The sequence below is a fragment of the Pseudomonas sp. CC11G genome (genome assembly GCF_056174845.1).
On the sequence record NZ_JBWBZC010000018.1, the window covers coordinates 12,153 to 39,102 of the forward strand.

Annotated in this window: 23 protein-coding genes, 1 other RNA gene and 4 pseudogenes; 14 read left to right on the plus strand and 14 right to left on the minus strand. The window is 58.9% G+C overall.

What is annotated here, in order from left to right; genetic code table 11:
* Window positions 1-51: 51 nt before the first annotated feature.
* The 4 genes from AC0V2S_RS19490 to AC0V2S_RS19505 all read right to left on the minus strand — a co-directional run bounded on the left by AC0V2S_RS19490 (window position 52) and on the right by AC0V2S_RS19505 (window position 3,127).
* Window positions 52-861, minus strand: coding sequence for a hypothetical protein (locus AC0V2S_RS19490; protein ID WP_475511162.1), 810 nt, complete (start codon window positions 859-861; stop codon window positions 52-54).
* On the minus strand, window positions 858-1,115 hold the full coding sequence (locus tag AC0V2S_RS19495; RefSeq protein WP_475511163.1) for a hypothetical protein: 258 nt from the start codon (window positions 1,113-1,115) through the stop codon (window positions 858-860). The genes AC0V2S_RS19490 and AC0V2S_RS19495 overlap by 4 nt, the downstream gene beginning before the upstream one ends.
* Before the next feature lie 325 nt (window positions 1,116-1,440).
* Entirely contained in the window at window positions 1,441-1,968 is a 528-nt protein-coding gene (locus AC0V2S_RS19500; protein WP_475511164.1) for a hypothetical protein, read from the minus strand.
* A gap of 580 nt (window positions 1,969-2,548) precedes the next feature.
* The gene (locus tag AC0V2S_RS19505; RefSeq protein ID WP_475511165.1) at window positions 2,549-3,127 is read right to left on the minus strand and encodes a recombinase family protein; all 579 of its coding nucleotides are present in this window, start codon (window positions 3,125-3,127) and stop codon (window positions 2,549-2,551) included.
* A gap of 611 nt (window positions 3,128-3,738) precedes the next feature.
* On the opposite strand from AC0V2S_RS19505, the gene AC0V2S_RS19510 reads away from it, so the two are divergent.
* Window positions 3,739-4,452, plus strand: coding sequence for a PIN domain-containing protein (locus tag AC0V2S_RS19510; RefSeq protein WP_475511166.1), 714 nt, complete (start codon window positions 3,739-3,741; stop codon window positions 4,450-4,452).
* 1 nt (window position 4,453) lies between these two features.
* Window positions 4,454-6,727, plus strand: coding sequence for a hypothetical protein (locus AC0V2S_RS19515; RefSeq protein WP_475511167.1), 2,274 nt, complete (start codon window positions 4,454-4,456; stop codon window positions 6,725-6,727).
* 148 nt (window positions 6,728-6,875) lie between these two features.
* Here the strand turns inward: AC0V2S_RS19515 and AC0V2S_RS19520 are convergent.
* Window positions 6,876-7,154 (minus strand): annotated as a pseudogene (locus AC0V2S_RS19520) (NADPH-dependent FMN reductase family protein); the annotation flags it as partial.
* Window positions 7,155-8,014: 860 nt separating this feature from the next.
* Between AC0V2S_RS19520 and AC0V2S_RS19525 the strand changes: the two are divergent.
* Window positions 8,015-8,698 (plus strand): hypothetical protein, encoded by a 684-nt coding sequence (locus tag AC0V2S_RS19525; protein WP_475511168.1) that lies wholly within the window; start codon window positions 8,015-8,017, stop codon window positions 8,696-8,698.
* A gap of 129 nt (window positions 8,699-8,827) precedes the next feature.
* Here AC0V2S_RS19525 and AC0V2S_RS19530 read toward each other — a convergent pair whose 3' ends face one another.
* Entirely contained in the window at window positions 8,828-9,289 is a 462-nt protein-coding gene (locus AC0V2S_RS19530) for an endonuclease VII domain-containing protein (protein ID WP_475511169.1), read from the minus strand.
* A gap of 239 nt (window positions 9,290-9,528) precedes the next feature.
* Here AC0V2S_RS19530 and ffs point away from each other — a divergent pair.
* Window positions 9,529-9,625, plus strand: an RNA gene (gene ffs, locus AC0V2S_RS19535) — signal recognition particle sRNA small type.
* Window positions 9,626-9,780: 155 nt separating this feature from the next.
* Window positions 9,781-9,981: a hypothetical protein gene (locus AC0V2S_RS19540; RefSeq protein ID WP_475511170.1), complete on the plus strand. Its 201-nt coding sequence runs from the start codon at window positions 9,781-9,783 to the stop codon at window positions 9,979-9,981.
* A gap of 8 nt (window positions 9,982-9,989) precedes the next feature.
* Here the strand turns inward: AC0V2S_RS19540 and AC0V2S_RS19545 are convergent, their stop codons facing one another.
* A complete protein-coding gene (locus tag AC0V2S_RS19545; protein WP_475511171.1) occupies window positions 9,990-11,219 on the minus strand; it encodes an alpha/beta hydrolase family protein in 1,230 nt (409 codons plus the stop codon).
* Window positions 11,220-11,379: 160 nt separating this feature from the next.
* On the opposite strand from AC0V2S_RS19545, the gene AC0V2S_RS19550 reads away from it, so the two are divergent.
* On the plus strand, window positions 11,380-12,033 hold the full coding sequence (locus AC0V2S_RS19550; RefSeq protein WP_475511172.1) for a peroxiredoxin: 654 nt from the start codon (window positions 11,380-11,382) through the stop codon (window positions 12,031-12,033).
* Between the two features lie 69 nt (window positions 12,034-12,102).
* Here the strand turns inward: AC0V2S_RS19550 and AC0V2S_RS19555 are convergent, their stop codons facing one another.
* From AC0V2S_RS19555 to AC0V2S_RS19565, 3 genes are all read right to left on the minus strand, one after another.
* The gene (locus tag AC0V2S_RS19555; RefSeq protein ID WP_475511173.1) at window positions 12,103-12,426 is read right to left on the minus strand and encodes a hypothetical protein; all 324 of its coding nucleotides are present in this window, start codon (window positions 12,424-12,426) and stop codon (window positions 12,103-12,105) included.
* A complete protein-coding gene (locus tag AC0V2S_RS19560) occupies window positions 12,419-12,697 on the minus strand; it encodes a hypothetical protein (protein ID WP_475511174.1) in 279 nt (92 codons plus the stop codon). Before AC0V2S_RS19560 ends, AC0V2S_RS19555 begins: the two co-directional genes overlap by 8 nt.
* Before the next feature lie 224 nt (window positions 12,698-12,921).
* Window positions 12,922-13,110, minus strand: coding sequence for a hypothetical protein (locus AC0V2S_RS19565; RefSeq protein ID WP_475511175.1), 189 nt, complete (start codon window positions 13,108-13,110; stop codon window positions 12,922-12,924).
* A 170-nt stretch (window positions 13,111-13,280) separates the two neighbouring features.
* Here AC0V2S_RS19565 and AC0V2S_RS19570 point away from each other — a divergent pair, with 170 nt between their 5' ends.
* Entirely contained in the window at window positions 13,281-13,979 is a 699-nt protein-coding gene (locus AC0V2S_RS19570) for an endonuclease (protein WP_475511176.1), read from the plus strand.
* Here the strand turns inward: AC0V2S_RS19570 and chrA are convergent.
* The 3 genes from chrA to AC0V2S_RS19585 all read right to left on the minus strand — a co-directional run bounded on the left by chrA (window position 13,959) and on the right by AC0V2S_RS19585 (window position 18,158).
* Window positions 13,959-15,302 carry a chromate efflux transporter gene (gene chrA, locus AC0V2S_RS19575; RefSeq protein WP_475511177.1) on the minus strand — a complete coding sequence of 448 codons (1,344 nt, stop codon included), beginning with the start codon at window positions 15,300-15,302 and terminating at the stop codon, window positions 13,959-13,961. The two genes, AC0V2S_RS19570 and chrA, sit on opposite strands and share 21 nt — an antisense overlap.
* A gap of 25 nt (window positions 15,303-15,327) precedes the next feature.
* Window positions 15,328-16,611 (minus strand): arsenic transporter, encoded by a 1,284-nt coding sequence (locus AC0V2S_RS19580; RefSeq protein WP_475511178.1) that lies wholly within the window; start codon window positions 16,609-16,611, stop codon window positions 15,328-15,330.
* Between the two features lie 152 nt (window positions 16,612-16,763).
* Entirely contained in the window at window positions 16,764-18,158 is a 1,395-nt protein-coding gene (locus tag AC0V2S_RS19585; RefSeq protein WP_475511179.1) for a DUF1254 domain-containing protein, read from the minus strand.
* Between the two features lie 113 nt (window positions 18,159-18,271).
* Here AC0V2S_RS19585 and AC0V2S_RS19590 point away from each other — a divergent pair, with 113 nt between their 5' ends.
* The gene (locus tag AC0V2S_RS19590) at window positions 18,272-18,814 is read left to right on the plus strand and encodes a WG repeat-containing protein (RefSeq protein WP_475511180.1); all 543 of its coding nucleotides are present in this window, start codon (window positions 18,272-18,274) and stop codon (window positions 18,812-18,814) included.
* 3 nt (window positions 18,815-18,817) lie between these two features.
* Here the strand turns inward: AC0V2S_RS19590 and AC0V2S_RS19595 are convergent, their stop codons facing one another.
* Window positions 18,818-19,363, minus strand: a complete 546-nt coding sequence (locus AC0V2S_RS19595) for a DUF1003 domain-containing protein (protein ID WP_475511181.1) — start codon at window positions 19,361-19,363, stop codon at window positions 18,818-18,820.
* A gap of 235 nt (window positions 19,364-19,598) precedes the next feature.
* Here AC0V2S_RS19595 and dnaX point away from each other — a divergent pair.
* The 6 genes and pseudogenes from dnaX to AC0V2S_RS19625 all read left to right on the plus strand — a co-directional run bounded on the left by dnaX (window position 19,599) and on the right by AC0V2S_RS19625 (window position 26,906).
* Window positions 19,599-21,672 (plus strand): annotated as a pseudogene (gene dnaX, locus AC0V2S_RS19600) (DNA polymerase III subunit gamma/tau).
* 27 nt (window positions 21,673-21,699) lie between these two features.
* Window positions 21,700-22,025: pseudogene (locus tag AC0V2S_RS19605) on the plus strand (YbaB/EbfC family nucleoid-associated protein).
* 136 nt (window positions 22,026-22,161) lie between these two features.
* Window positions 22,162-22,760 (plus strand): annotated as a pseudogene (gene recR, locus AC0V2S_RS19610) (recombination mediator RecR).
* A 77-nt stretch (window positions 22,761-22,837) separates the two neighbouring features.
* Window positions 22,838-23,359 (plus strand): sigma-70 family RNA polymerase sigma factor, encoded by a 522-nt coding sequence (locus AC0V2S_RS19615; RefSeq protein ID WP_475511182.1) that lies wholly within the window; start codon window positions 22,838-22,840, stop codon window positions 23,357-23,359.
* The gene (locus AC0V2S_RS19620; protein ID WP_475511183.1) at window positions 23,356-24,303 is read left to right on the plus strand and encodes a FecR domain-containing protein; all 948 of its coding nucleotides are present in this window, start codon (window positions 23,356-23,358) and stop codon (window positions 24,301-24,303) included. Before AC0V2S_RS19615 ends, AC0V2S_RS19620 begins: the two co-directional genes overlap by 4 nt.
* 113 nt (window positions 24,304-24,416) lie before the next feature.
* Window positions 24,417-26,906, plus strand: a complete 2,490-nt coding sequence (locus AC0V2S_RS19625) for a TonB-dependent siderophore receptor (protein WP_475511184.1) — start codon at window positions 24,417-24,419, stop codon at window positions 26,904-26,906.
* The last annotated feature ends 44 nt before the right edge of the window (window positions 26,907-26,950 follow it).

Consider the following 26,950-nt stretch of genomic DNA (forward strand, 5'->3'; position numbering starts at 1 on the left):
TCCCCCTCCAGTGTCTTACGGTTGGTACGGCTCTACCGCCCCAGCCAGCCGCTACGCGACTGCCTGTGCCACGCCGTCCCTCTGTGGTCTGGCAAAGGAGGACGGCGTCCTAGGCCGTAGGCCCTCATGGTCTCCATTAGGTGTGTCTTCTATAAAGTATGCGGCGTTAATTCGGTGGTCAGGATCGAAGGCGTCCTCACCCAGGTCTCTATGTAATATGGCTAGGTCTTCCTTAGATGGCGGTGGCACGTCGTCCAGCAGCTCCAGGTAGGTATCTCGGATTTCCTTCCTATAGGCAGCGTTAACAAACACGTCCTCGGGAAGATTCATCTCGTAGACCAGCAGCTTTGGTCGAGACTTCAACAGGAAGGGCAGGGCCAGCTCAATGGCTTTGACGTAGCGCTGGGCCTGTCGTGCCTTTGTTTCAATGATTTCCGCAACGCTTTCTGTCGTTATCTCCTCGACCTCTGCCAGGATGACCATCAGGGACCGCACAGAGAGCGGTTTGGACGATCCCCCTTTGCCGATGGGGCGGTCATGCCAGTCGAGGCGAGCAATACCTTCGATGATTTCCTGCGTGAAGTATGGGTATCGCCCGTACCCTGTTGCCGGGCCAATCAAACCGTAGAAAGGATTGGTTATTCGCTTGGCTGGCCTTCCCCTCTGACCGGCAGGTTTGGTCTTCGGCACGGCCTTCTGTTTGAAGCTTCGCTCGGTCTGCTTTTCCTGATGCTCTTGGATTAGGCGGTCAGCGTTTGCGGTGATTCTTGCAGACAGGGCGTCAAGCTCGAGTTGGGTCAATGGTGGGGGTTCCGGCTTCTTTGGCTTTTCTGGCGTCTCCGGTTTCGACTGGGCCTTCATGCCTTGTGCATCCTTGTCCGCACGATTGGGCCTAGAGCGAGCCAGCACGGCTCCTCCCGGTCGGTCTTGGTGAGGTCCAGAAGGTCGCCATCGTCCCAGGCAAGGCCGGCGGTCAATACCAGGTCCATTGCTTCAGCAAGGCGTGTGTCGCGGCGCTTATGTCTGCTCAGGGCGTTGGCCAGGGTGGTCAATCGGTCGAGGTGGTCGGAGCGCAGGTGCAGGTTGAGGCGCACCGGCTTCTGCGGGGTGTTCATGGATAGAGGTCCTTTTTGATAGGTGTGTAAGCACGTCCCGCCTGGTTGAGTCCGGGCAGGGCACGAGTCGTTACTAGGGGGAGGTTATTTAGATGACGCGGAGGAGAAGCGGGCGGGGTAGGTGGGTTTCGTACAAGGCTTGGCCGAAAATGGATTCAAGCCGCCCGGATAGGCTGCATGGCGTCCAACTTTGCCCTCCTACTACAAGGACTGGCCCTAAATCAGGTTAGCCAATTCCCGGAGGCCATATCGCGCTATACGGTTCTCTTCCTTAAGACTGGGGGTAATTCTTGGTTACCCCCCTAGACCGCCGTCCAGTAGCCCTTTACCCGGCAGCCTTTGCGTTCTTGATGGCTCGCATGACCGTGCTGGTGCTTACGTTCAGGAGCCTGGCTGTTCCCCGGACACTGGTTCCTTTGCCGACCAAGGCCATGATGTTGGCATGCTTCTGCTTGTCGACTCCCCGGCCTTTTTTGTAGGTGCCTTCCTTCGCTGCCTTAGCGATGCCTGTAGCTCGGCGGCTATGACGGACTAGGGCTTCCAGTTCCGACCTCTCACGCAAAATCCGGTGTTCAAGTTTTTGTAAGCTATTCAGAGTATCGAGCAGCATTTTTTCTAATGCGGGTGCCACTACTGCTGGGAGGAACGGGAGTTCATGGAGCACGAAGATAAGAAAATCTTCAGCTGCCTCGCTTTTGTCTACCCAGTAGGTCGAGAGCGCGACCTCTACTAATTTCCCCTGTGTGGCATTAGGAAGTGGATACCGGGTGCCAGGTTTGGGGATGTGATGGGCGCTTTGGGTGTTGTAGAACGCAGCAACGGAGCGGGGTTTTGTGATGTGGTTAGTAGTCATTAGTCGATTCCTTTGATTTTTTTTTGGGGGGGCGGACTTTTCCCGTCAGGAAGTCCTGACAGAATGTGTGTCCGCATCTGGGGTACACGGCACCGACGATGGGTGCGTTCTGGATAGACTGGCTGTAAATACCCAGAGATAGGCTGAAGCCCAGGTATGGCGGCGGGTTGCGGCAGTTTTAGAGTTGTTAGAATTAGCCGGCCGTTCCGTCCTGAGGTGGGCTAGAAACAGAGCCTTAGAATTTCCAAACAGCACCGACGATGGGTGCGTTGTGGATAGACTGGCTGTAAATACCCAGAGATAGGCTGTAGCCAGCGAATGGTGGGAGTTACGGGCCGTTTTGGGATGCAGGAGAGCTCTTCGACCCTCATACCTTGGTAGGTAGGGGGGCGAGGTCGCGGGGTTCCCACGCAGCACCGCAGGTGGGTGCCTTGTGGATAGACTGGCTGTAAATAGCCGATGGGCTATAAAACCTGCATTCACCGGGCCTGTAGCGGATAGGCCAGGTGAGTTCTTGATGATAGGGCTACCGTGGGTCGCCAGGTCGTCAATAGAGCCGGGAAAAAATACACGGCCCTTGTCAGTTGACGATTTGACCTGCTCGGCACGCACGCTTAACAGTTGCCGTCGACACCTTCCAGTGGTTAGCGGTGGCCTGGATACTTGAACCCGTCTCCTTCCTCCACGCGGCGATGGCTGCATCATCATGCTGCTTGGGGGCACCCAGCTTGCGTCCGTCGGCCTTAGCCTTCTCGATGCCGGCCATCTGCCTTGCCTTGATGTTCTCCCGCTCCAATTCCGCGACGCCGGCTAGCAGGGTCAACATGAGCTTGCCAGTGGGGTTGGACAGGTCGAAGCCCTCCCGCATGGAGATGACAGTGATGCCCTTCTTCTTAAGCGCCTCTACCGTCTCCAGCACGTCGATGGTATTCCTGCCCAGGCGGTCGATGGCAGTGACAACGATCGTGTCGCCCTTCCTGGCGTAGTTGAACAGCGCAGCGAAGCCCCTCCGTTCCATAGCCTTGGTGGTGCCGCTAGTTGCCTCGTCGGTGAACCAGCCGTCCTCTGAAACCTTGTAACGCTGGCCGTGGCGTGGTGCTGGCGCTTCGACAGACTGGCCGTCGGAGCTGACGCGGGTGTAGGCGATGATAGCGGTCATGGGTGCATGTCCTGGATCGGAATCTAGGCTCACAATCTATAAGCTGGGTCGTAATAAATCAACACTTATGATCCAGTCTGAAGACCGCGCCGCTGCGCTCGGGTTACGGGCCTGCCGACCTGGCTCACAAGGTGTACTTAATGAGCCATCTGCCGAAGCGCCGAAGTAAGGTTTATTTACTGCTAACTGGATGGTGCACTGGAAATGTTCGAACAGGCGCAGCTCGGGTCCGGCGAGGCTTGAGAGACGACACTTCTCTGGTCTGCCAATGCGAAACACCAAGCGGCAGGTCTGGGGGTCACCGAGCAGAGGGGGTAGGGGGGGGAAGAACCGAGCGCACTACTTACTAAGGTCGAAGAGATTTTTGACCAAAAAATAGTCCTGATGTTTTTCGTGCTTACGGAGGTCGGTCGCGGACTGTGCGTTGGCGGGCTTTGATGCTCGTATGATAACGTCGGACTATTCTCATGCTTCACTGAATGTAGGTAGGAAGGAGCCGCTTGGCTCCACACGCTCGGAATTTCTGAGGCTCCGAGCCGCACACTTCTATACACGAAAGGACGCGAGCCCTGTTCGTATTGTTGTATTAGGGTTTATCAAGGAGCGGTTAATTGAAGGTTTCAGTCTGCATCGACTACGACAATTTACTTCCATCCCAAAAAGATGCTGGGATCTTGGATATAGCCCAGAAGATCTTTCTAAAGCTACGTCATGTTTTACAGCCTGGGCGGGCAAGTTGCGAAATACGCTTGTACGGTGGCTGGTACGAGAGAGATGCAATGACTCCACTTTCTCAACAGGTTTCCGCGACAATACAAAAAGAATTTCCGGCTGTAATTCGCATCCCTACTATTGAAGGCGATGTGTGCTCTCTAGTCACGTCTGCAGAGCTTGCAGTTGCGCTACTAGAAGAACCTGGGCATCACCTTTTTAATACGTTCAGAAAAAAAGGTCGACCCAGCAATATCCGTGTTGAAACTCCCAGTAATGTCGGATGTACAAACTCTGGCTGTATTTTGCCTTTAGCAAAGAAGCTCTTTCAGACAGGAGGTTGTGCAGTCGCTGGATGCGGGCCCAAAAGCTTGCCTCTAGTATTCCGGCATGAGCAGAAGATTGTAGATACGATGCTCACCTGCGACCTAATATATTTGGCTCAGCAAGAATGTGATGTTTTGTTGATCGTGAGCAATGATGATGATTTTCTTCCTCCCATAAGGACGCTTTTGCTGCGTGGGGTAAATGTAATTAGGGTCCACCCTGAGATAAGTGCGTTACAAATGCCGATTCATGTTGGTGGGGCCAGATTGCAGGAGATAGGGGTTTAATATGCAAATTGATCAATTTCGAGAAGCGATTTCGACATTTTCTGACCCTGGTACAGAAATTTTATATGACAAGCAGCGAGTTGTTTTTTCAGTAAATGGAGTCGTTATTGATGTTTTAGTAACTCCAAGGTCTGGCGATATTTTTGTTAGCGAAAATGGTGTGGAGTTTACCGCCAGCAGTTGGGTGCTGAAACGTCTTGCAAATCTGCCCTTGTTAGCCTCACGGTTGATCGACCAAATTCCGACACATACAAATTTTGTTTCGCCTGCGGCGAGGCTTCTTCCATCGTTAGAGTCGAGTCCCGATGGGAATTACTTGGCGACTGAGGATGCGCTCTCTGCAACGCTTGATGCTCTTTCAGACAGGAGTCCATTTGAAACGTCTGTGTTGTATGTGACAAGTGATGCGGGCGAGGGGAAAACTTCGTTAATAAACGCTGCAGCTCGAAAGCAGGCGCAAAAGTTTAATTCTGGAGAGTCGGATTGGTTGCTTGTACCGATTATCCTAGGCGGTCGCCATTTTTTGCGTTTTGACGATATTACAGTCGGCGCGTTGCAGAATATGTACAGATTTCCCTTCCTCTACTACAACTCTTTTTTAACCTTGGTTCGAATGGGAGTGGTAGTCCCTGCTTTCGACGGGTTCGAAGAAATGTTCGTGGAGAACAACTCTGGCGAAGCTTTATCCGCGATGGGGATTCTGGTTGGCGCGCTAAACTCGACAGGCAGCGTGGTGATTGCTGCTCGGAAAGCATATTTTGAATTTGAAAATCTGAAATCGCAGGAAAAACTTTACGATACCATCAGCAAACATCAAGTTGGCTTTTCAAAACTTGAGCTATCCCGTTGGGAGCGTAAGCAGTTTTTGGCCTACTGCATTAATCGAAACGTAAAAAACGCCGAGAAAATCTACGAACTTGTCAGTGCTCGACTTAGAGAGGACCACTCTTTGTTGACGCGCCCTGTTTTGGTTAGACGCTTGGTAGATATCGCCGAGCAAAGTAACTCTCTTGAAGCTTTTATTGAAAAAATTCACGACTCCGGAGCTGATTTTTTCTCCGTATTTGTGCATGGAATCATTGATCGAGAAGCTACGGAGAAATGGGTCGATAGATCAGGAGAAATGGGCGCTGCGTTGCTTACCTCAGAGGAGCATTGCGAGCTGTTATCTTTGATTGCTATCAATATGTGGGAGTCGCGCGTTGACTATCTGAAGCGAGACCACCTTGAAGTGGTGGCGGAGTACTTTTGCGAATCAAAAAGAAAACCCTCGCTCCAGTCTCAGCAGATATTAGAGCGAGTAAGGGGGCACGCGCTTTTAATCGCCTCGCCAAATGTGTCGTCAGCAATCGAATTTGACCATGATGAGTTTCGGCAGTTTTTCTTAGGTAATGGGCTTGCTGATCTAATTAGTCCGGCTAATTCGAATGTTCGCTCCGAAGTTCATAGTGTTCTCCGTCGAGGGGTACTTCCGGAGAACTCTCAGCTGGCGTTTATACGTGCCGTCGATAGAAGTGACGGGTTAACACCGCTCAACGTAGCTAACCTGCTTCTCGATATCAGCAAGATGGACGGTCAGGCGTCATATACTCAAGAGAATTGCGGCAGTTTGTTAGTTCGTTTGGTTAGTCGGATTGATGCATGTGGATTATTGATTCAAAAATTGTCGTTTGGAATTGATTGTCTGCGAGACGGCCACTTCAAGAACGTGAAGTTTGAAAATTGTTACTTTGCGCAGGGAAGTTTAGAAACCACCAGCTTTGAAAACTGCTCGTTTAAAAATTGCAGTTTCGGGCAGATTCGCCTTTTTAACTCAACGAGCTTTGAGAACGTGGTCTTTGAGGATTGTCTTATCGACGCTGTCCGTATCGAAGAGACTGGGTTGGAGATTTGGCAGCCCGCGTCCATCAAAAAGCTGCTAAGCGACCTGGGTGTTGCAATGGGGGCTCAGAGCGACCTGCAACTTGGAGAGGATGTTAACCTCCAAGTGGACGAAGAGCTTACTGACGTTGAAAAATTACTCCGGTATTTTATGCGCAGTACGCATATAAGCGAGTCGGTGATTAAAATCAAACTCGGTGATCGAGGCCAGAGCTTTCTTGATCGAAGCCTTCCGGACTTGATGGAAGTGAATGTGGTTAAAGAAATCGAGAACAGAGGAGGCATTAACCAGCGTCGTTTCAAGCTTGGCCTTCCGCTGCAGCATCTTAATGCTGCCCTCGTAGCGGCTCAGGGCTCGTATGAAACGTTCCTAAATCTCTGCTCCAACGAGTAAAAGGCACTTCTACCATTGCCTCGTGGGAGCCGTGATTTGACTGTTTGCGGCTCTTGCGGCGTGCTGGCAATGCGTGCACTGAGTGTGCGCTCGCTATCCACGCCGATCTACAAGCGCATGCCTATCGGCTTCAAAATCAAATGGACCGCTAATTGACCCGACGGGACAGTTCGTCCGTCGCCGCCTTTCGCTCGGAGTAGCGGTCGACCAGGTCGGGTCGTTCTCGCAGCAGCAGGATGAACTTCACCAGTTCCTCCAGAACGTCGACGACGCCGTCGTAGTAGGCCGATGCCTTCATGCGGTCCTGGTCGTCAAACTCCAGGTAGGCCTTCGGCACAGACGACTGATTGGGGATGTTGAAAATGCGCATCCAGCGGGCCAGGACGCGGTGCTGGTTGACCACGTTGAACGACTGCGACCCGCCACACCTCCGGTCAATTAGGTAGGCTGCGTGTTTAACACGTCCCGCAGGTAGAGCTTGAGATGACCCATCAGGAGCTACAGCAACACCTTAAGCGCCAGATTACCTTCCTCCGCAATTCCGCTGCCGCATATGACCAAGGGTCCCCGGAGGAAGGCATCCGTATCGCAGTTGTCCTTCGCGTACTTTTCTATGACACGGGCAGTTGCACGTCCCTGCTCAAGCAGATGGGCCAGAAAGACACCGTTCAGTTGGTGACCACCGCTGGCACGCTGCCTCCCAGCGTGGCCGCCCAGCCCTTGGAGTTCGGGGAGCTGCTGAGGGGGGTGGTCTTGGGAAAAACGATTCACTATGCCCCAGTCCCTGCTGGCTCCCCAACCCTTACATGCCGGGACTGGTGCAGATAGGTCATCTACATCCACGACAACAAGCCATACAGCCGGGCAGATGTGTTTCTAACCGCCGCCCACCTGGACGGAGGCGCGCACGTTAGTGAGCCGGATGCAGCTCTCAAGGCCCTGCGAGACAGCTTCTGGATGAAAGTAACCAGGGATGCCAATGGTGTGGCGGTACATGAGCTTATAGGGGACACCCACTTCCGGATGCTACGCCGGCTTGCCGATGAGCTGCTTCATAGCCCCGACCTGCTCGGCCTAGCAACGTAACGGTAAGCCCAACCGATGCCTCAAGGGGGTACGGGGGAGCTCGCCATCGACATTACTTACAAAGGCCGCTTGAGTTTTTCGCCAGGAAATAGTCCAAACCCGCAATCGTGCCAAGACCCTCCGTAAGCCGCTGCCCATTGGGTGAAATACCCGATGGCTGGTAGTCTGAAACACTGATTCCTTGAGCGGGAGGGGGGCAAGATGCCAACTAACGAAAGCATGACAATCAATCTGCAACGAGTAGAGCCGGACCAGGCACAAGAAGTTCTGCCCGAAGGCCAGATTCACATGTTCGCTATCCGACACGAAAGCGCACGACGCTGGGTAGACCTCGGCCTTCACCTTTCCGATCTTGAAGTCACGCTCAGTTGGCTTGACCTTCTCATTCATAAACACACTCAGCAAACGCCAGAAGCAGATGCTCTATGGACGGCCGCGCTCACCATGTTTTTCAAGTGTTTCAAACGCAGCGCAAGTCGGGCCAAGCTTGACGCCGCACTAGTCCTCGCGAACGAGCCAGAGGAAGGTCGCGCGCAGTTTCAGGTCCTCCAGGCATTGAGGGATAAGGCAGTTGTGCATGATGAAAATGCGTACACGCAAGGCGCCGTGCTGGTGCCGATTGCCAACCCCGATGGACCGGTGGCAAGGGTGGGCCCACTAGCTATGACTCTCTTTAAGGCATCAACGCTCGATGATTGGCACATCAGCAATCTACGGCTGCTTACCTTGGCATCAATCACTTACGTGAATGCTGCGATTGCAACGGCTTCAGCAGAGGTCGAGGCTTACATGCGCTCGGCTTCCCGTGCGGACCTTGTGGCTGAAGGCCCATACCTCTACAAGTCACCCTCCGTGGAGACAGCAAGCCAGCGCAGAAGCGATTAATCAAAAGCGTCTGGGGCGTAGCCACGTGTTCAGGCCGTCCCCTGTAAGCACCCCGAAAGCCTTATTACAACGGGTTTCCGGGTTTCCGGGTCTCCAGGCCGTCTCGGCAGTTCGATTTCTTTCGCCGAGTCAGCTGTCACTATCCGGTTGGAACGGGGGCCTCGTACTCGCCTCTCTGAGGTAGCTGATTGCGCGCTGAAGCACCTCGTCTGAATCCTTCAGCAGGCCCAGTGCTCTGTTGCAATTGTGACAGAGCAGGCCCCTGACGAGCCCGCTAGCGTGGCAGTGGTCAACCACCAGCTTCATCTTGTGGTGACTCGCCATGACAAAGCCCTCACGCCGACATATGGCACACAGACTTTGCTGCCTTTGGCGCAGGTCCTCGTAATGGCTAAGCGTGATGCCGTAGCACCGCTGTAGGTAGCGGCTCCAGAGCATTCGGTCAGCACAGGTTTGACTGCAGGCGAGGTGAGACGGCGCCTTGGGTGAGAATGTCTCCCCGCACTCCCTACAAGGCTTGGGCTTGAAGTATCCCTCCGGATATCTGATAGCCATCTCTGCCTGGGGCTTGTTCTGCATCGCGTAAACCATAAGTGTCCTTAGTGCTGGTTTGGTTGGCTGCTCTATACCAAGCGACCCGATGCGCTGTCCCTCAAGTGGTACAAAAGTGAGGCATGTTGGTGGTACAAACAGGGCTTGCTGGCCTCCCAGGTGGTTGGCCTACAATGGCGCCGAATTCAATTTCGTGTGGTCGGTGAAGAACCGAATCAAGACGCTAGCCACGGCCTCGAAAGGCTCTAAAACGCCGTAGGCACGCGTTATGGTGACCCCCATCGTCCCCCCGCAACGATTACCCGTTAACCTGGTCAGGTCCGGAAGGAAGCAGCCACAGCGGGAACATTGTGTGCCGGGGTGTGGCTGGTGGGGGTTGCCTCCTTCTAGAGTCCTGTTTTTTCTCCATCTTCTCCAGCCAGCTTCGTCACTCTGTCTACGCTTTGCAGTCAGCGGTGTTGATTACTCGTGCGTGTCGAGTTGATGGCGGCAGGCGGTGGGCTAAACCGGATGGGCAAAGGTGAAACTGTATGAACGACCTCCCAGAAAACGAAAAACAAGTCGCCCTGGCGGTCATTCGTGAAATGGCCAAGTCCAAGCGCAGCCTGCAAGACACCCAGCGCGCCGCCGACGAAGTATTGAAGGTCTACCGCAAAGTCACGGCGCCGAAAGGGGGTAACCGCGTACTGGCGGTTGTTCGGCGCATCGTGCTGCCGTTTGGCAGTCGCTGAGTTCTGTTTTATCGCGCGGCGGGCAACCGCCCCTGCGCCCACTCCATTGCATCCCCCATCGCCGTCGGCACCGTCGCCTGGTGGTTGGTGCGCGCCGTGCCCTTGTCGCTGATCTTGTAATTACGCGCGTCCACTTCCACGCCTAGCGTTTTAAACCGCGCGACCATCTTGGCAGTGAGCGGTGCAGGCACCACTTCGTCGTTGTCGGCTTGCAGCACTAATAGCGGCACTTGCGGGCGGGTGTTTTCGGTGTCGGCGAGGCTCGCCAGTGCGCCGTTGAAGGCGGCGTAGTCGGCGTTGGCGTTTACCAGTTCGCTGGTTTTCAGGCTCCAGGCGTCCGGGGCGGACAGGCCGACCACGCAGCGTTCTTCCACCAGTCGAATCCGCTTTTTACCTTCTGCGGTCAGCATGGCGTTGGTGTCCAGCCCCGGTGCGCCGGCGCCGATGCCGACGGTCATCAGGGCGCCGAAGCCGTTGGCGTTCATATCCGGGTGAGCTTGGCTGTACGCCACCAAGGCGCTCAGGTGCGAGGCTGGGGCGATGGCGATGGCGCCTTTGAGGGTCAGGCCCTGGCCGTAGTCGGGGGCGCGGGCGGCGGTGTAGATGGCCGCTTGGCCGCCTTGGGAGTGGCCCATCACCAGCCAGTTTTGGCTGAGGGTCGGGTTCAGTTGGCGGGCGGCCAGCACCATGTCGATGGCGCCGCGCGCTTCGGAGTCGCCGACCAGGTACGGGTGGGTGCCGGGTGTGCCGAGGCCTTGGTAGTCGGTCTGCACCACGGCGTAACCGCGCTGTAGCCAGTGGTCGAGGCTGGCGCTCATCAGGTTGACGTAGTCGCGCGCGGGGTACTCAGGACTGTTACGCGACGGGGCGCAGATGTCGGCGATGCCGGTGGTGCCGTGGGTCCAGCTCAGTACCGGCCAGCCGCCGGCGGGCGGGGTGCCGCTGGGGATGGCGACGGTGCCCGATACGGCAATCGGCTGGCCGGCGACGTCCGTGGAGCGATATAGAACCAGCCAATTTTGCGCGGCGCTGGGAAGGGCGGCCTGGCTGGTAAGGGGGCGAGCCCAGATCAGGTCGCCGTGGTTACCGGCGGCCAGGGTGGGCGGGGTGTAGAAGGCATCGCCGGCCGGGCCTTGGGGGATGGCGGTGGGCGCGGTGTTATTGAGCTGCGCGCAGCCGGCGAGTAGGGCCAGGGTGCTGGCGGCGATCAGGTGAAGACGGCGGGTTTGAAAGACCATTGTTGTTGTCCCTGTTGGGTCCTGCGGGGCTTTGATAGTGGGCGCCGTGGTCGCCTCGGGGTACGGAAATAGGTTGTTGTGATGGCCGGCTAACACGCAGATAAATCCCAGCTACCCTTTGACCGGGTTTCCCCTCCAACCTTTACAAGGAGCAGTTGCCATGGCTTTGCGCATCAACGACTTGGTCCCGGACTTCAGCGCCGACACCGACCAGGGCCCCATCCAATTCCACGACTTCATTGGTTCGAGCTGGACCATTCTGTTTTCCCATCCCAAAGACTTCACCCCGGTGTGCACCACCGAGTTTGGTGCTGTCGCGCAATTGGCCGCCGAGTGGGCCAAGCGCGATACCAAGGTGATTGGCGTGTCGGTGGATGGCGCCGAGTCGCACACAAAATGGAAGGGCGATATCGAGAAAGTGTGCGGCGCAGAAGCCTCGTTCCCGATCATTGCTGATGAAGCGCTGGTGGTATCTAAGGCCTTCGATATGTTGCCAGCCGAGGCCTATCTGCCCGACGGCCGCACGCCGGCTGACACCGCCACGGTGCGCTCGGTGTTTATCATCGGGCCGGACAAGAAGCTCAAGCTGTCGATGACGTACCCGATGTCGGTCGGCCGTAATTTTGCCGAGGTGCTGCGTGCGCTCGATGCGTTGCAGCTGACGTACAACGTGCCGCTGGCAACGCCGGCCAACTGGGCGGTGGGGCAGGATGTGATTGTGGCGCTGGCTCTCAATGATGAGCAGGCCCGCGAGAAGTACGGCGCGCTGGATATCAAGTTGCCGTATCTGCGTACGGCGAAAGCGCCGAAGTAGGCTTTGTCGGGGGGCGCGCGCGTCCGCGTGCGGACCGGCCCGCCCCTGCAAGGGCAAAGGCCGCGGTGTTTACAGCCAGCCGAAGCCCTTGGCCATCATGCTAGCCAAACCCAGAGCTACCATGACAAGTGCGCCGAACAGGATGCGAAAGTCTTCGCGTACTTCTTTGCGGAATTCCTTGACGTCGGTAACGACCTCATCAAGATCTCGGCGAATGTAGTCAAAATGCGATTCGAGTTTGGTTACACGCGTTTCCACACCATTGCCTCCAGGTGGTTCGTTGCCACTGCCAGTATGGTCGCCACCACGCGCGTTGTCAGCGCTCCGATTCTTTTCGCGCTCGGATTTGAGTTTTGCAAGATCTTCCAGAGCGCTTGTATCTACGTTACTCATCAGCGTCACCCAAAAACGTTTTTACGTCGAACGCGTTTTTGTCTATGCCAATCATGGCTTCATCTAGTTTGAGGATCAGTCGGTCGATGTTTTGAAGCGCCTTGTTGGCGATATCTTGGGTGTCGGGTGACAGGCTCTTTTCATTTTTCACTGCGGTGGCGAGATCAAGCAGGATGCTAGTTTGGATAATGCTGATCGTGTAGAGCCTGCCTATTTGCTCTCCAACTTCGCTGGCAAACGCATCTAGAAAATGTCGAGTTTTGCTATCCATCACAGGTGCTCTTTGAGGTGAGCCGTTTCCCGCTTTCGAGCTGGCTCCGGCGGGTGCCGAGAGCCAACACTACGGCACGTCGGGACGGATTCGCTGCAAGATGGGGTTGGAAGCGACGTGGGAATGAGAGCGATGTGAGGGCGAAGCGTCACGATCTATAAACGTTTGCCCGCTAACCGCAATGGTGCGCGGGGCACACCCTGCCGAGGCAAAAGCGTTGGCGCTTACAACCAACCCAACCCATTAACCATCAACCCCACAAACACCAACGCCACCACCACCAATGCGCCAATCAAAATGCGGGTATTGCGCCGGTTTTCCCGATTGATTTCGCTCACGTCGTTGGCGATGTCATCGAGGTTGCGGCGGATGTTTTCGAATTGGGATTCCAGTTTTTGCTCAGGCGGTTCCACGCCATTTCCTCCAGATGATTTTTTTGCAGCTGACTCGTATCGACACAGGCTGCCAAGGTCGAAGCTAATTCGCCACCATTGAATAGTCCTACAGCTTTGTAGGAAGATTGCCAAATAACTGTATGCGTATACAGGTTTTTGCTGTCTTCCTGATGCCAAGGACATACCCGATGTCGCGTTGTTTGTTGCTGTTCTGCCTGCTGTTCTCCCTTTCCGTCACCGCCGCCCCCCGCACCTTTGCTGAAGCCAAGAAAGCCGGTTGGAAGCTCTACGCCGCCAACCCGGTGGAGTTTTATTGCGGCTGCCGCTTTACCGGCAACAAGGTGGATTTGAAAAGCTGCGGTTACGTGCCGCGCAAAAATGCCCAGCGCGCCGAGCGTATCGAGTGGGAGCACATTGTGCCGGCCTGGGTGATTGGTCATCAGCGTCAGTGCTGGCAGAAGGGCGGGCGTTCCAATTGCTCGCGCTCGGACCAGACCTATCGCCTGGCCGAAGCGGACCTCCACAACCTGGTGCCAAGCATCGGCGAAGTGAACGGCGACCGCAGCAACTTCGGCTACGGCTGGCTGCCGCAAAAACCGACCCAGTACGGCGCCTGCCCGATGGTGGTGGATTTCAAGGCGAAGAAGGCCATGCCCCGCCCCCAGGTGCGCGGCATGGTGGCGCGCACGTATTTCTATATGAGCGAGCGCTACGGCCTGCGCCTGTCCAAGCAGGACAAACAGATGTACACGGCGTGGAACAAGCAGTACCCGGTCAAAGCCTGGGAGCTGGCGCGCAATCAGAAGGTGGCGTGCATCATGGGCCGCGGTAATCCGTATGTGGGCAAAGTGGACCTCACAGCCTGCTCACCACAGGCGAAGCGCTAAGCCGAGCAGGGCGCAGCTCACCAGCACTTCGATCACCCCGCGCTTCAGGCGGAACAGGGCCACGAATGCCCACAGTGCAATCAGCGCCGCCGGCCAATCGAGCTGGCCGGCAAAGCCTTGCGGCCAGAACACGTGGTAGGCGAAGAACAGCGCCAGGTTGACGATCACCCCTACCACGGCGGCGCTGATGGCGGTGAGTGGCGCGATAAATCGCAGTTGGCCGTGGGTGGATTCCACCAGCGGGCCGCCAACCAGAATGAACAGGAACGACGGTAGAAAGGTGAACCAGGTAACCAGGCACGCGGCTACGGCGCCGGCGAGAAACAGCTGGTCCGGGCCGAATACTTGTTTAGCAAAACCGCCGACAAAGCCGACAAACGCCACCACCATAATCAGCGGGCCCGGGGTGGATTCGCCCAGGGCCAGGCCATCGATCATCTGCCCCGGCGTCAACCAGCCGTAGTGGCTCACGGCGCCTTGGTAGATATAGGGCAACACGGCATACGCGCCGCCAAAGGTGAGCAGAGCGGCCTTGGTAAAAAACCAACCCATCTGGGTGAAGGTGCCGTGCCAGCCGAACAGCGCGGTTAGCGTCGCCATGGGCACGCACCACAGCGCAGCCCCCACCATCAGCAACACGACCAGTCGCGACGGGCGAAAGCGGGCATGGGCCGGGGTAGGCGTGTGGTCGTCGATCAAGGCAGGGCGATGGGCTTCGCTCTCGGTGCTGGCATGGCCGCCAAGGTTGAAAAACTCAGGCCGCCAACGCCCACCCAGCCAGCCGACAACTCCTGCAGCCAGCACGATCAGCGGGAAGGGCAGGTGCAGGGCAAAAATCGCCACAAACGCCGCCGCCGCGATGGCCAGCAGCCAACGATTTTTCAGGGTGCGTGAGCCGATGCGGTGAGCGGCGTGCACGACGATGGCCGTCACCGCGGGTTTGATGCCGTAGAGCAGGCCGGCCACCACGGGCGTTTCTCCCAGGCTCACGTACAGCCACGACAGGCCAATCAGCATCAGCAGCGAGGGCAGCACAAACAGCCCGCCGGCAATCACGCCACCCCACGTGCGGTGCATTAGCCAGCCGATATAGGTGGCCAACTGCTGCGCCTCGGGGCCGGGCAACACCATGCAAAAATTCAGGGCATGCAGAAAACGCCGTTCGGACAGCCAGCGGCGGCGCTCCACCAGTTCTTCATGCATCAGGGCGATTTGCCCGGCCGGGCCGCCGAAGCTGATAAAGCCGAGCTTCAGCCAGAACCAGAAGGCCTGCGCCAGGCTCACGGGCTGGGGTTTATCGAGGTCTGCCGAAGGTGTGGTCATCCATTACCTGCCGTGTTTTTTTCCGCTACCAGCTCAGCCGTAGGGCAAGCGCCGCGAGGGTAATCAGCAGCACCGGCAAGGTCAGCACAATGCCGACCTTGAAGTAATAACCCCAGGTGATGCGAATACCCTTGCGCGCCAATACATGCAGCCACAGCAGCGTGGCCAGGCTGCCGATGGGGGTGATTTTCGGGCCCAGGTCGCAGCCAATCACGTTGGCGTAAATCATCGCTTCACGCACCACGCCGGTGGCCGCCGAGTCTTGAATCGACAGGGCGCCGATCAGCACGCTCGGCAGGTTATTCATCACCGATGACAACAGCGCGGTGGTCAGCCCTGTGCCGATGGCGGCGCCCCACAAGCCGTAGCCGGCGAAGTAGTCCAACGCTTGGGTGAGGTAGGCGGTAAGGCCAGCGTTTTTCAGGCCGTACACCACCAGGTACATGCCCAACGAAAACACCACGATCTGCCAAGGCGCATCGCGCAGTACGCGGCGGGTGGAAATCACATGGCCGTGAGCGGCTACGGCATACAAGGCAGCGGCGCAGACGCCGGCAATGACGCACACCGGTACGCCCAGCGGTTCGAGGGCGAACAGGCCGAGCAGCAACACCACCAGCACGCCGACGCCGACGATAAAGGTCGGGCGGTCGCGAATCGCTTCGGCGGGCAGCTTGAGGTCGCAGGTTTCATAGACCAGCGGAATATCGCGGCGGAAAAACAGGTAGAGCACGGCCAGGGTGGCTGCGACGCTGACCACGTTCACCGGCACCATCACCGCCGCGTAGTCGTTGAAGCTCAGCTTGAAGTAGTCGGCCGAAACGATGTTCACCAGGTTCGACACCACCAGCGGCAGGCTCGCCGTGTCGGCAATAAACCCTGCGGCCATTACGAAGGCCAGGGTGGCGGCGGGGGAGAAGCGCAGGGCCAGCAGCAGCGAGATGACGATGGGCGTAAGAATCAGCGCTGCGCCGTCATTGGCAAACAGCCCCGACACGGCCGCGCCCAGCAGCACGGTAAACGCAAACAGACGCCGCCCATTGCCCCGCGCCCAGCGCGCCACATGCAACGCCGCCCATTCAAAAAAGCCCGCCTCGTCGAGAATCAGGCTGATCACGATCAGGGCAATAAAGGTGGCCGTGGCATTCCACACGATGGCCCACACAGTGGGAATGTCGTGCAGGCCTACGACCCCGAAGGCCAAGGCGAGCAGCGCGCCAATGGTGGCCGACCAACCAACGCCGAGGCCTTTGGGTTGCCAGATAACCAAGAGCATGGTGAGGGCGAAAATGGTGAAAGCGATAAACATGAAAGTACTCGGGCGAGAAGAGCAAAAGCATCGAGGCTGACCGGAGCGCCGGCCCGGCCGCTCCTACAAGGGACCGCATTCCCCTGTGGGAGCGGCTTCAGCCGCGATTCCTGCAAACGATATAACTAGAAGGTGACGGCGAGCAGCCCAATTCAGGGCTGCACTGTAATCGCTGGCGGCTTCCATTGCCCATTGGCAACTTCCGGCCCCGGCTCATACAACCGCAGCACCCCATAGAACGGCCCCGGCGGCACTGGCATCCAGTTGCTCTCCACGGCGATGCCGGGCGAGAGGCGTTGCAGATACAAGGTCAGCCCGCCATCGGGATCGCGTTGCAGGCGGTTCAGCATCCGGGAGTTCACCAGGTAGCGATTCAGGCGGTTGTCGATCAGCAGTTTGGTGTTGGCGTCGTACAACGTCAGCGACCAGAAGGCGTCCACCGGCGGCAGCTGGTCGGCGGCAAAGTGCAGGGCGTAGCGGGTGCGCAGGCCGTTCAGCGGGCGTTGGTATTCGTCGTTGAAGTAGCCGATGAAATTGGCTTCCTCGGCGGAGGCGGCGAATAGGCCGACGGCGGCGCCCGCATAGCGGGCCAGGTAGTTGTTGGCCAGGTGCTCGCGGTCGCCGAATAGCTCCGTGGTGGGGATTTGTCCGCTGTCGACTTCGGCACTTTTAAAGGTGATGAACTCGCCGCGTGCGTCATTGATGCCGGCTTGCAGCGCGTTGTATTGGCCGGCCGTGAGGCGGTCGGGGTAGAACGGTTGATCGCTGTTGATGCCAATGCGGGACAGGCGCCGGCGCAGGGCCACTTCAGATGGGTGGGGCGGGGCGAATTGCAGCAGAAAATCCATCAGCCGAAACACATCCGGCGTCGGGTTGGCGTCGGGGCTGGGCACCGGCCAGTCGAGTTTCGGCGCGGTGGGGCGGGCTTCCAGTTTCAGAAAGCTGCTTAAGGTTTGCAGGGTGTAGCCCTGTTGCACCTGGCGCATCTTGGCCATGTCGCGTTCGTCGAACAGTTGGGTGCGGTATAGCGCGTACACCAGGCTGGTTTCGCTGCGCACCACTTCGTCGATGTTCTCCGGCACCGTGCCGTCCCACTCCGGCCCCACAATCAGAAAGCGGCCGCCTTTGCTGCCGGTGGTGCGTCGGCCGAGGTAGGCGAAGTTTTGGGTGAAGAGGTCGGTGAGCTGCACCGAAAAATACCGCTCGCTGTCCACGGCCGGCAGGGTCAGCACGATGGGTTCGGCGCGCAGGTCGAGCCAGGCGAAGGAGTAGCGGGTGTCGGGGATGGGCGACTGCACCGAGGTGTTTCTGGCGTTGTACACGTCGGTATTGTGGGCGATGCGGTTGAGCGGCGCCTGGTAGGCATTGCTCTCGGTGTCGATGGCCTGGATATAAAGCGTTTTATACAGCTCCAGCATGGGATAGCCGTAGATGTACGCCTCCTTGGCAATGGCCTCGGCTTCCAGCGGCTCCACTTTGACCTCGGCATGGGCCACCACGCTTGCAAGCAGGCCAATGCACAACGCGAGACGGGCAAGTGATTTCATGCAGGGCGCCTATGGCTGGTGAGTCCGGTTTCACACGCTGGCCGCAATGCCATTGTCGAGCTCCTTGGCTTCAGGGATAAAGAACGGCATTCGACGATTTGGGTTCCGTGTATATGTCTAGCATTCCCGCTGCTGTCCTGCGCTTGGCGTTGTTCGTTGCTGTGTGCGCGAACGCACAGGCCGACGACTTTCCGTTGCCCTGCTTCTATTCAGCGGCCGATAGCGAAGAAGGTTTAGCCGATCACCCGCAGTGCGCCCAGCGCAATGGCGACACCGTGCACCTGGCGCCTGTGCATTTCAAGAAACTGGACTTCGACAGCGACGGCCTGGCGAGTGTGGCCATCGACGGCGGCATGTTTTACGTCAACCGTCAGGGTGCGGCATTGCATGTACTCACCTTCGATAACGGTGCTGACTATTTCGCAGAAGGCCTGACGCGCGCCTGGGTCAACGGCAAGGTGGGGTATTTCGACAAGGCGTTCAACCAGGTGATCGCGCCGGTTTACGACTGGGGCACGCCGTTCGCCGATGGCCGCGCCGAGGTTTGCCAAGGCTGCCAGCGCGGGCCCGCCGATGGTGACGGGCACTGGGCCATGGAAGGGGGGAAGTGGGGAGTGATTGATCGCAGCGGCAAGGTGGTGGAGCCGCTGCGCTAAGGCTTACTCGACTTTCGAGCTGGCTGTGCGTTGTTCCAGGTTGGTCAAAATCCGATCCAGCCGCTCGGTAATCGCCAAATCGATTTTCTCGTGCAACCGCATGATTTCGAGCTCCGCGCGCAAGTTCACCTCGAAGTCCAGGCTCGCAGCCAGGCGGTCTTTGGACGCTTGGCGGTTCTGGCTCATCATGATGACCGGCGCCTGGATGGCGGCGACGGTGGAGAGCATCAGGTTGAGGAAGATGTAGGGGTAGGGGTCGAAGGCCATGCCGAAGTGGGCGAGCACGTCGGTGTTGAGCAGCATCCAGCCGAGCAAAATTACCGAGAACGCGATGATGAACTTCCAAGAACCGCCGATTTCGGCCACCCGGTCGGACAGGCGCTGGCCAAAGGTGGAAATGTCGTCGGCGGCATCGGCGGCGTCGCGGCTGACCGGGCGGTGGTCGGTCATATGTTCCAGTACATTGACTTCTTCGGGCTCCAGTTCCGAGCCGTCTTTGCCGAGAAATTGGGTGGCCAGGTGGTGCAGGGCTTTTTTGTTGGCGGTCATGGCGGCAGTGTCCGTAAAGGAAAGTAACGGTCTGGTTTGCGGCGGTTAGACAGGCCGATCAAGCCGAGTTCAATGCCCTGGGAAAGAGTTTTCAACCGGCTGTCGGCCCGAAATCATTTACCACAGGGTAGGCGTAAACGCGGCCCGCCGGGCGATACGCCAAGCCGGATGCAATTTGCCCCGTGCTCCGCTAGGATTAGCCCCACTTCTTGCCCCCCAGCTGCGACGGTTTTCGATGAGTTATCAGGTTCTTGCACGTAAATGGCGTCCGCGCTCGTTCCGCGAAATGGTCGGCCAGACCCATGTGCTCAAGGCCCTGATCAATGCGCTGGACAGCCAGCGCCTGCACCACGCGTATCTATTCACCGGTACGCGCGGCGTCGGCAAAACCACCATCGCGCGCATTATTGCCAAGTGCCTGAACTGCGAAACCGGCATCAGCTCCACGCCGTGCGGTACCTGTTCGGTATGCAAAGAGATTGATGAAGGCCGCTTTGTTGACCTGATTGAAGTCGACGCCGCCAGCCGCACCAAGGTGGAAGACACCCGCGAGCTGCTCGATAACGTGCAGTACGCGCCCAGCCGCGGGCGCTTCAAGGTTTACCTGATCGACGAAGTGCACATGCTCAGCTCGCACTCGTTCAACGCCTTGCTGAAAACCCTCGAAGAGCGCCACCCCCGTCAAGTTCCTGCTGGCGACTACCGACCCGCAGAAGCTGCCCGTCACCATTCTTTCCCGCTGCCTGCAGTTCTCCCTGAAGAACATGCCGCCGGAGCGTGTGGTCGAGCATTTGACCCATGTGCTGGGTGTGGAACAGGTGCCGTTCGAAGACGACGCGCTGTGGCTGCTCGGCCGTGCGGCCGATGGGTCGATGCGTGATGCCATGAGCCTTACCGACCAGGCGATTGCCTTTGGTGAGGGCAAGGTGTTGGCCGCCGATGTGCGCGCCATGCTCGGTACGCTCGATCACGGTCAGGTGTACGGCGTGCTGCATGCGTTGCTCGAAGGCGATGCGCGCGGGCTGATTGAGGCGGTGCGTCATCTGGCCGAGCAGGGCCCGGACTGGGCTGGCGTGCTGGCTGAAATTCTTAATGTGCTGCACCGCGTGGCCATCGCCCAGGCGCTGCCCGAAGCGGTGGACAACGGCCAGGGCGACCGCGACCGCGTGTTGGCATTGGCTGAGGCCTTGCCCGCCGAAGACGTGCAGTTCTATTACCAGATGGGCCTGATCGGCCGCCGCGATTTGCCGCTGGCGCCGGACCCGCGCGGTGGCTTTGAAATGGTGCTGCTGCGCATGTTGGCCTTCCGCCCGGCGGATACGGGCGATGTGCCGAGGGTGGCGCTAAAGCCACTCGGGATTAGCCAGGCCACTGCTGATCCCCGACCTAACCCAGTGGCCGGCGCAGCTATGGCTGCGCCGGTTGCCGCTATTGTTCCTGCTCCTGCTCCTGCTCCTGCACCGGTTGCGCCTGCGCCTGTCGTGGTGCCGGAGTCTGTGGTGGCTGCACCGGTTGTAGCTGCCCCTGAGCCCGAGCCGGTCGCGCCGGTTGCCGAGCCCGCGCCGGTAGTCGCTGCGCCTATCGATTTGCCCTGGGAAGAACCAAAGCCTGCCGCTGTAGCGCCTGCGGTTGTGCCGATTCCCGAGCTGATCAACGTGCCGGCCGAAATCGCCCCAGCGCCGCTGGTTCCGGTACCTGCGCCGGTGGCTGTGCAAACCGAAGCCGCCGTGGTGATCAACACCCCCGCCGACGTCAGCGACGACGATGACGACGAGCCGCCACCCGGCGACGACGATTACTACGTTGCCGAAGGCGAAACTGACGCCTACCTCGACGCCCTGGACTCCATGGGCATCGAAGCGCCCGCGCCGGTCGACCTCGCGCCATTGCCCGCCGCCAAACCGGCTACCGGGCTCGCCGCTGAATGGCTGGAGCTGTTCCCGCGTCTGGGCATTACCGGCCTGACCGGCAGCATTGCCGCCAACTGCAGTCTGGTGGCGGTGGAGGGCGACACCTGGACCCTGCACCTGGACCCCGGCCAGAGCGCACTCTTTAATGCTACCCAGCAGCGTCGCCTGAACGAGGCGCTGGATGCGTACCACAAGCGCCCGATCAAGCTGGAAATCGAGCTGCGCACCCCCGAGCAGGAAACCCCTGCCCAGGCCGCTGCGCGCAAACGTGCCAACCGTCAGCGGTCGGCCGAAGCCTCGATTCATGACGATCCGCTGGTGAAAGAAATGATTCAGCAGTTCGCCGCGATCATTCGCGACGGCACCATTGAGCCTGTTGACGCCCCCGTGGCGTCGTAACGCTTTAACTAACTTGAGGTGATTCCCATGATGAAAGGTGGCATGGCCGGCCTGATGAAGCAGGCGCAGCAAATGCAGGAAAAAATGGCCAAGATGCAGGAAGAACTGGCCAACGCCGAAGTGACCGGCCAATCGGGCGCCGGCCTGGTGAGCGTGGTGATGACTGGGCGTCACGACGTCAAGCGCATCACCCTCGATGACAGCTTGATGCAGGAAGATAAGGAAGTGCTGGAAGACCTGATTGCGGCTGCCGTTAACGACGCAGTGCGCAAGGTTGAAGCTAGCAGCCAGGAAAAATGGGTGGCATGACTGCGGGTATGCAGTTGCCTCCAGGCTTCAAGATGCCATTTTAAAAGGTTCTGCCAGCAAACCTTTGTTTGCAGGAATCGAGGCTGAAGCCTCTCCCACAAGTGACTGAGAAACCTGTGGGAGAGGCTTCAGCCTCGATGCGTTTGATCCTCTGTTTACCTTCACACCGGACCCTCTGCCATGAGCTTCAGCCCGCTGATTCGCCAACTCATCGACTCCCTGCGCATTTTGCCCGGAGTGGGGCAGAAGACTGCTCAGCGTATGGCGTTGCAGATGCTGGAACGCGACCGTAGCGGTGCGCTTCGTCTCGCCCAGGCGCTGACGCAGGCGATGGAGGGCGTAGGCCATTGCCAGCAATGTCGCACCCTCAGCGAAGACGCGGTGTGCCAGACCTGTCAGGACCCCGTCGCGACGACAGCATATTGTGCGTGGTGGAAGGGCCCATGGATGTGAATGCCGTGGAGCAAACCGGTTTCCGCGGCCGCTACTTCGTGCTCAAGGGCCACCTCTCGCCGCTCGACGGCCTGGGCCCGGAAGCCATTGGCGTGCCGGAGCTGTTGGCGCGTATCGAGGCGGGCAATTTTGCCGAAGTCATTCTGGCCACCAACCCTACGGTGGAAGGCGAAGCCACGGCGCACTACATCGCCCAGTTGCTCAGCAACAAAGGCCTGATCGCCTCGCGCATTGCCCATGGCATGCCGCTGGGTGGCGAGCTGGAGTTGGTGGACGGCGGCACCCTGGCCCATGCCCTGGCGGGCCGTCGGCCGATCAACCTGTAGTTTTCCGTGCTAATCGCTACGCGGAGCTAGTAATTCGCACTTGAGAGGAATTACCATTTGCACACTTTTCGTGGGCAATGGATTTTCCTGTGCACGCTTCGACCGCCGAGCAATCCCTGCAGCAGCTTTACAGCGAGCATCACGGCTGGCTGAACGCCTGGCTGCGCAAGCGCCTGGGCTGTGCTCACAATGCGGCCGATCTGGCGCAAGACACCTTTCTGCGCGTGCTGAGCAAAGAGTACGACCTGCCGGCCATTCGTGAGCCGCGTGCGTATTTGTCCACCATTGCCCATTCGCTGATGGTCAATTTCTGGCGCCGCCAAGCCATCGAGCGCGCCTACCTCGACGCCCTGGCCCTGCAACCCGAGCACTACGCGCCGTCGCCGGAAGAGCGCGAGCTGATCATGGAAACCCTGTTGGCCATTGACGCCATGCTGCTGCGCCTGCCGCCCAAGGTGCGCCAGGCGTTTTTGTGGTCGCAGCTCGACGGCCTGACGTACGCGGTAATTGCCGAGCGGCTGTTGGTGTCCGAACGCATGGTGAAGAAATACATGGCTCAGGCGATGCTGCATTGCCTGTTGCTGGAGCAAGCCTGGTGAAAGTCCCGGCGCTCGATTACGCCGTGCTGCAGCAGGCCGCCGATTGGTTCGCCACGTTGAGCGGCGGGGCGGTGAGTGAGCCTCAGCGTCAGGCCTGGCGACTGTGGCTGGCGGCCAGCCCCGAACATGCGGCGGCCTGGCAGCGGGTCGAGGCTATCAGTGGACAGTTCGAGCGATTGCCTACGGACCGCCGCCGCGCGGCCGGTCAGGCGCTGAGTGCGGCGGGCAGCAGCCGGCGCCGCGCCATCGGCATGCTGGCGCTGCTGTGTGGAGGCGGCCTGTTGGCCCTGGCCACTGCCCGTCGCAGCACGTTGCAAGGCTGGGCGGCCAATGAACGCACCACCACCGGCGAGGTGCGCGAAACCCGCCTGGCCGATGGCACCCAGCTGTGGCTGAACAGCAATAGCGCCGCCGATATCGACTACTCCGTCAGCCTGCGCCGGGTGCAGTTGTTCCGTGGCGAAGTGCTGCTGGAAAGCGCCCACGACACCCTGGTACCGGCGCGACCGCTGGTGGTCGATAGCCAGCAAGGGCGCATGCATGCGCTGGGTACGCGATTTAGCGTGCGCCAGGGCGATGGCTACACCCAGCTCAGCGTGTTTGACGGCGCGGTGCAGATCAATGCGTCGCAGGTGATCACGGCAGGCCAACAGGTGCGTTTCACCGCCGCCAGCATCGGGCAAGTGCAAGCCGCTGAGCCCGGTCGCCAAGCCTGGAGCAAGGGCGTGCTGCTGGCCGACAACATGCGCCTGGAAGACTTTATTGCCGAGCTAGCCGACTACACGCCGGGCTACCTCGGCTGCGACCCACGGATTGCCGATTTGCGGTTGGTCGGCGCGTACCCGCTGGCCGACCGCGAGAAGATTTTCGCCGCGCTGCAAAGCAGCTTGCCGGTGCGCATCAACCAGCGCGCGCCGTGGTGGACCACGGTCGAGCCCATCTGACTCGGTCCTCTGAAATAATTTTCAATTTGCGGTTCCCCTTTTCCCCTCTCGCTTGGCCTCTGGTGCATAGGGCCTGCGCAACGCGTGCAGCCACTCACCAAACGGAATCACCCATGGCTCTGAATACCTTCCTGTTGTCCACCACTGCCAGGGCTGTGCGCCTGACTTTGCTGGCGTTGCCTCTGGCGACCTTGCAACCGCTGTTGGCCCAGGCAGCCGACCCGGTGGCCGCACAACAGGCAGTACGCAGCTATCAGATTCCCGCTGGACCGCTGTCGTCGGCGCTCAGCCGGTTTGCCGGTGAAGCGGGCGTGTTGTTGTCAGTGGATGGCCGTTTGACCGAAGGCAAAACCACCCGGGGCCTGCAGGGCGAGTTTGGCGTGGAGCAGGGGTTTGCCCGACTGCTATCCGGCACGGGCCTCAGCGCCGGCCGAGACGGGCAGGGCGGTTACACCCTGAAAGCCGGCGACAGCAGCGGCGCAGCCGAACTCCCAGCGGCATCGATCAGTGCCTTCGCCCTGGGTAACGCTCTGGGCAGCATGGAAGGCTACAACGCCACCCACAGCAGCGTGGCGACCAAAACCAGCAAGGCGCTGCTCAATACCTCGCAATCGGTGTCGGTAGTCACCCGCGAGCAAATGGACGACCAGGGTTCGCAAACCGTTTCCGAAGCCATCCGCTACGCCCCGGGCGTGCTGACCAACCCCTACGGCGCCACCCACCGCTACGACTACGTGGCCATGCGCGGCTTCAACGACGGCTCGGTCGACAACATCATCGTCGATGGCCTCAAGTCGATGAGCGACGCGGGCACCTACAGCAGCTTGCAGGTGGACCCGTATTTCATCGAGCGTATCGACGTGCTCAAAGGCCCGTCGTCCGTGCTATACGGCCGCAGCAACCCCGGCGGCCTGGTGGCCCTGACTACCAAGCGCCCGCAGTTCGAGGCCAGTAACGAAGTGGAGCTGTCGGCCGGTAGCAACGACTACAAGAGCCTGGGTTTCGACTTCACCGGCCCGCTGAACGACAACATCGCCTACCGCCTGGTCGGCCTGGCCAAAGACACCGACACCCAGTTCGATTACACCGAAGAAACCCGCTACACCCTGATGCCCAGCCTGCTGATGAACCTCAGCGAAGACACCTCGCTGAACGTCTATGCCTACCTGCAAAGCGACCCGCAAGCCGGCTACCACGGCGGGCTGCCAGCCTCTGGCACGCTGACTACGCATAACGGCAAGCGCATCTCCACGTCGTTCTTCGAAGGTGAGCCGGGCAACGACACCGCCAGCCGCGACCAGCAGATGTTCGGCTACGAATTGCAGCACCGTTTCAATGATGTATGGAGCGTGCGGCAGAACTTCCGCTACCTGGATTCCGACCTCACCCAGAAACAGGTGTATGCCTACGGCTACGCGGCGGGCGATGACCTGACCCGCTACTACACCGGCGCCGACGAAAAGCTGCATTCGTGGATCGTCGACAACATGGTGCAGGCCGAATTCGACACCGGCGCGGCCGCGCATACCGTGGTGATGGGCGTCGACTACCAGCGCATAAAAAACGTGGTGGATTGGACCAATGGCGTGGCCAGCAACCTCAATGCCTTCGACCCGAAATACGGCAACGAAACCATCACCTACTACCCGCCGTATGACTTCAACAGCTACCTGCGCCGCAAAGAGCAGACCGGTGCCTATGTGCAGGATTTGATCGAGGTGAACAACTGGAATATCTCGCTGGGCCTGCGCAAGGACTGGTTCGAAGTTTCGGAAGAAAACCGCGTTGACGAATACAGCGGCGTCACCGGCCTGGTGAATCGCCCAGCGGGTACCGAGAACTCGCTCAACGACAGCAAACTCACCGGCCGCGCTGGCGTGCTGTACCAGTTCGATAACGGCATTGCGCCCTACGTCAGCTATTCCGAGTCGTTCAACCCGTCCACCTATAGCGACGCGGCGGGCAGCCTGATCGAGCCGTCCGAAGGCAAGCAGTGGGAAGCGGGCATCAAGTACCAGCCGGTCGACACCGACGATCTGTACACCGTGTCGGTGTTTCAGATTAACCAGGAAAATGTCGCCACCAAGCTGGCCAACGAAGGCTTCTACCGCAATGCCGGCGAAGTGGAATCCAAGGGTGTCGAGTTCGAAGGCCGCCTGCACATCACTGACAGCCTGCGCCTGTTGGGCAGCTACACGTACACCAAAGTGGAATACGCCAAGAGCTACTTCAGCTACTTCAACGGCGTCGATAGCGACGTGAAAGGCAACACCCCGTCGCAAACGCCGAAGCATATGGCCAGCCTGTGGGCCGACTACCGCTTCAACAACGGCGGTTTGGCTGGGCTGGGCCTGGGGGCCGGCGTGCGCTATGTAGGCGAGAGCTGGGCCGATGCTGAGAACACCGTTCATGTGCCGTCGTACACCTTGTATGACGCCTCGATCAGCTACGACCTGGCCAACGTCGGCCTGAAGGGCACCTCGGTGCGCCTGAATGCCAACAACCTGACCGACGAGAAATACGTCGCCTCGTGCGGCAACCTCAACTACTGCTACTACGGTGAGGAGCGCAATGTGATGGCGACGGTGGTGCAGAAGTTCTAAAACTCCGCCAACGTCCAAAACTATCGAGGCTGAAGCCTCTCCCA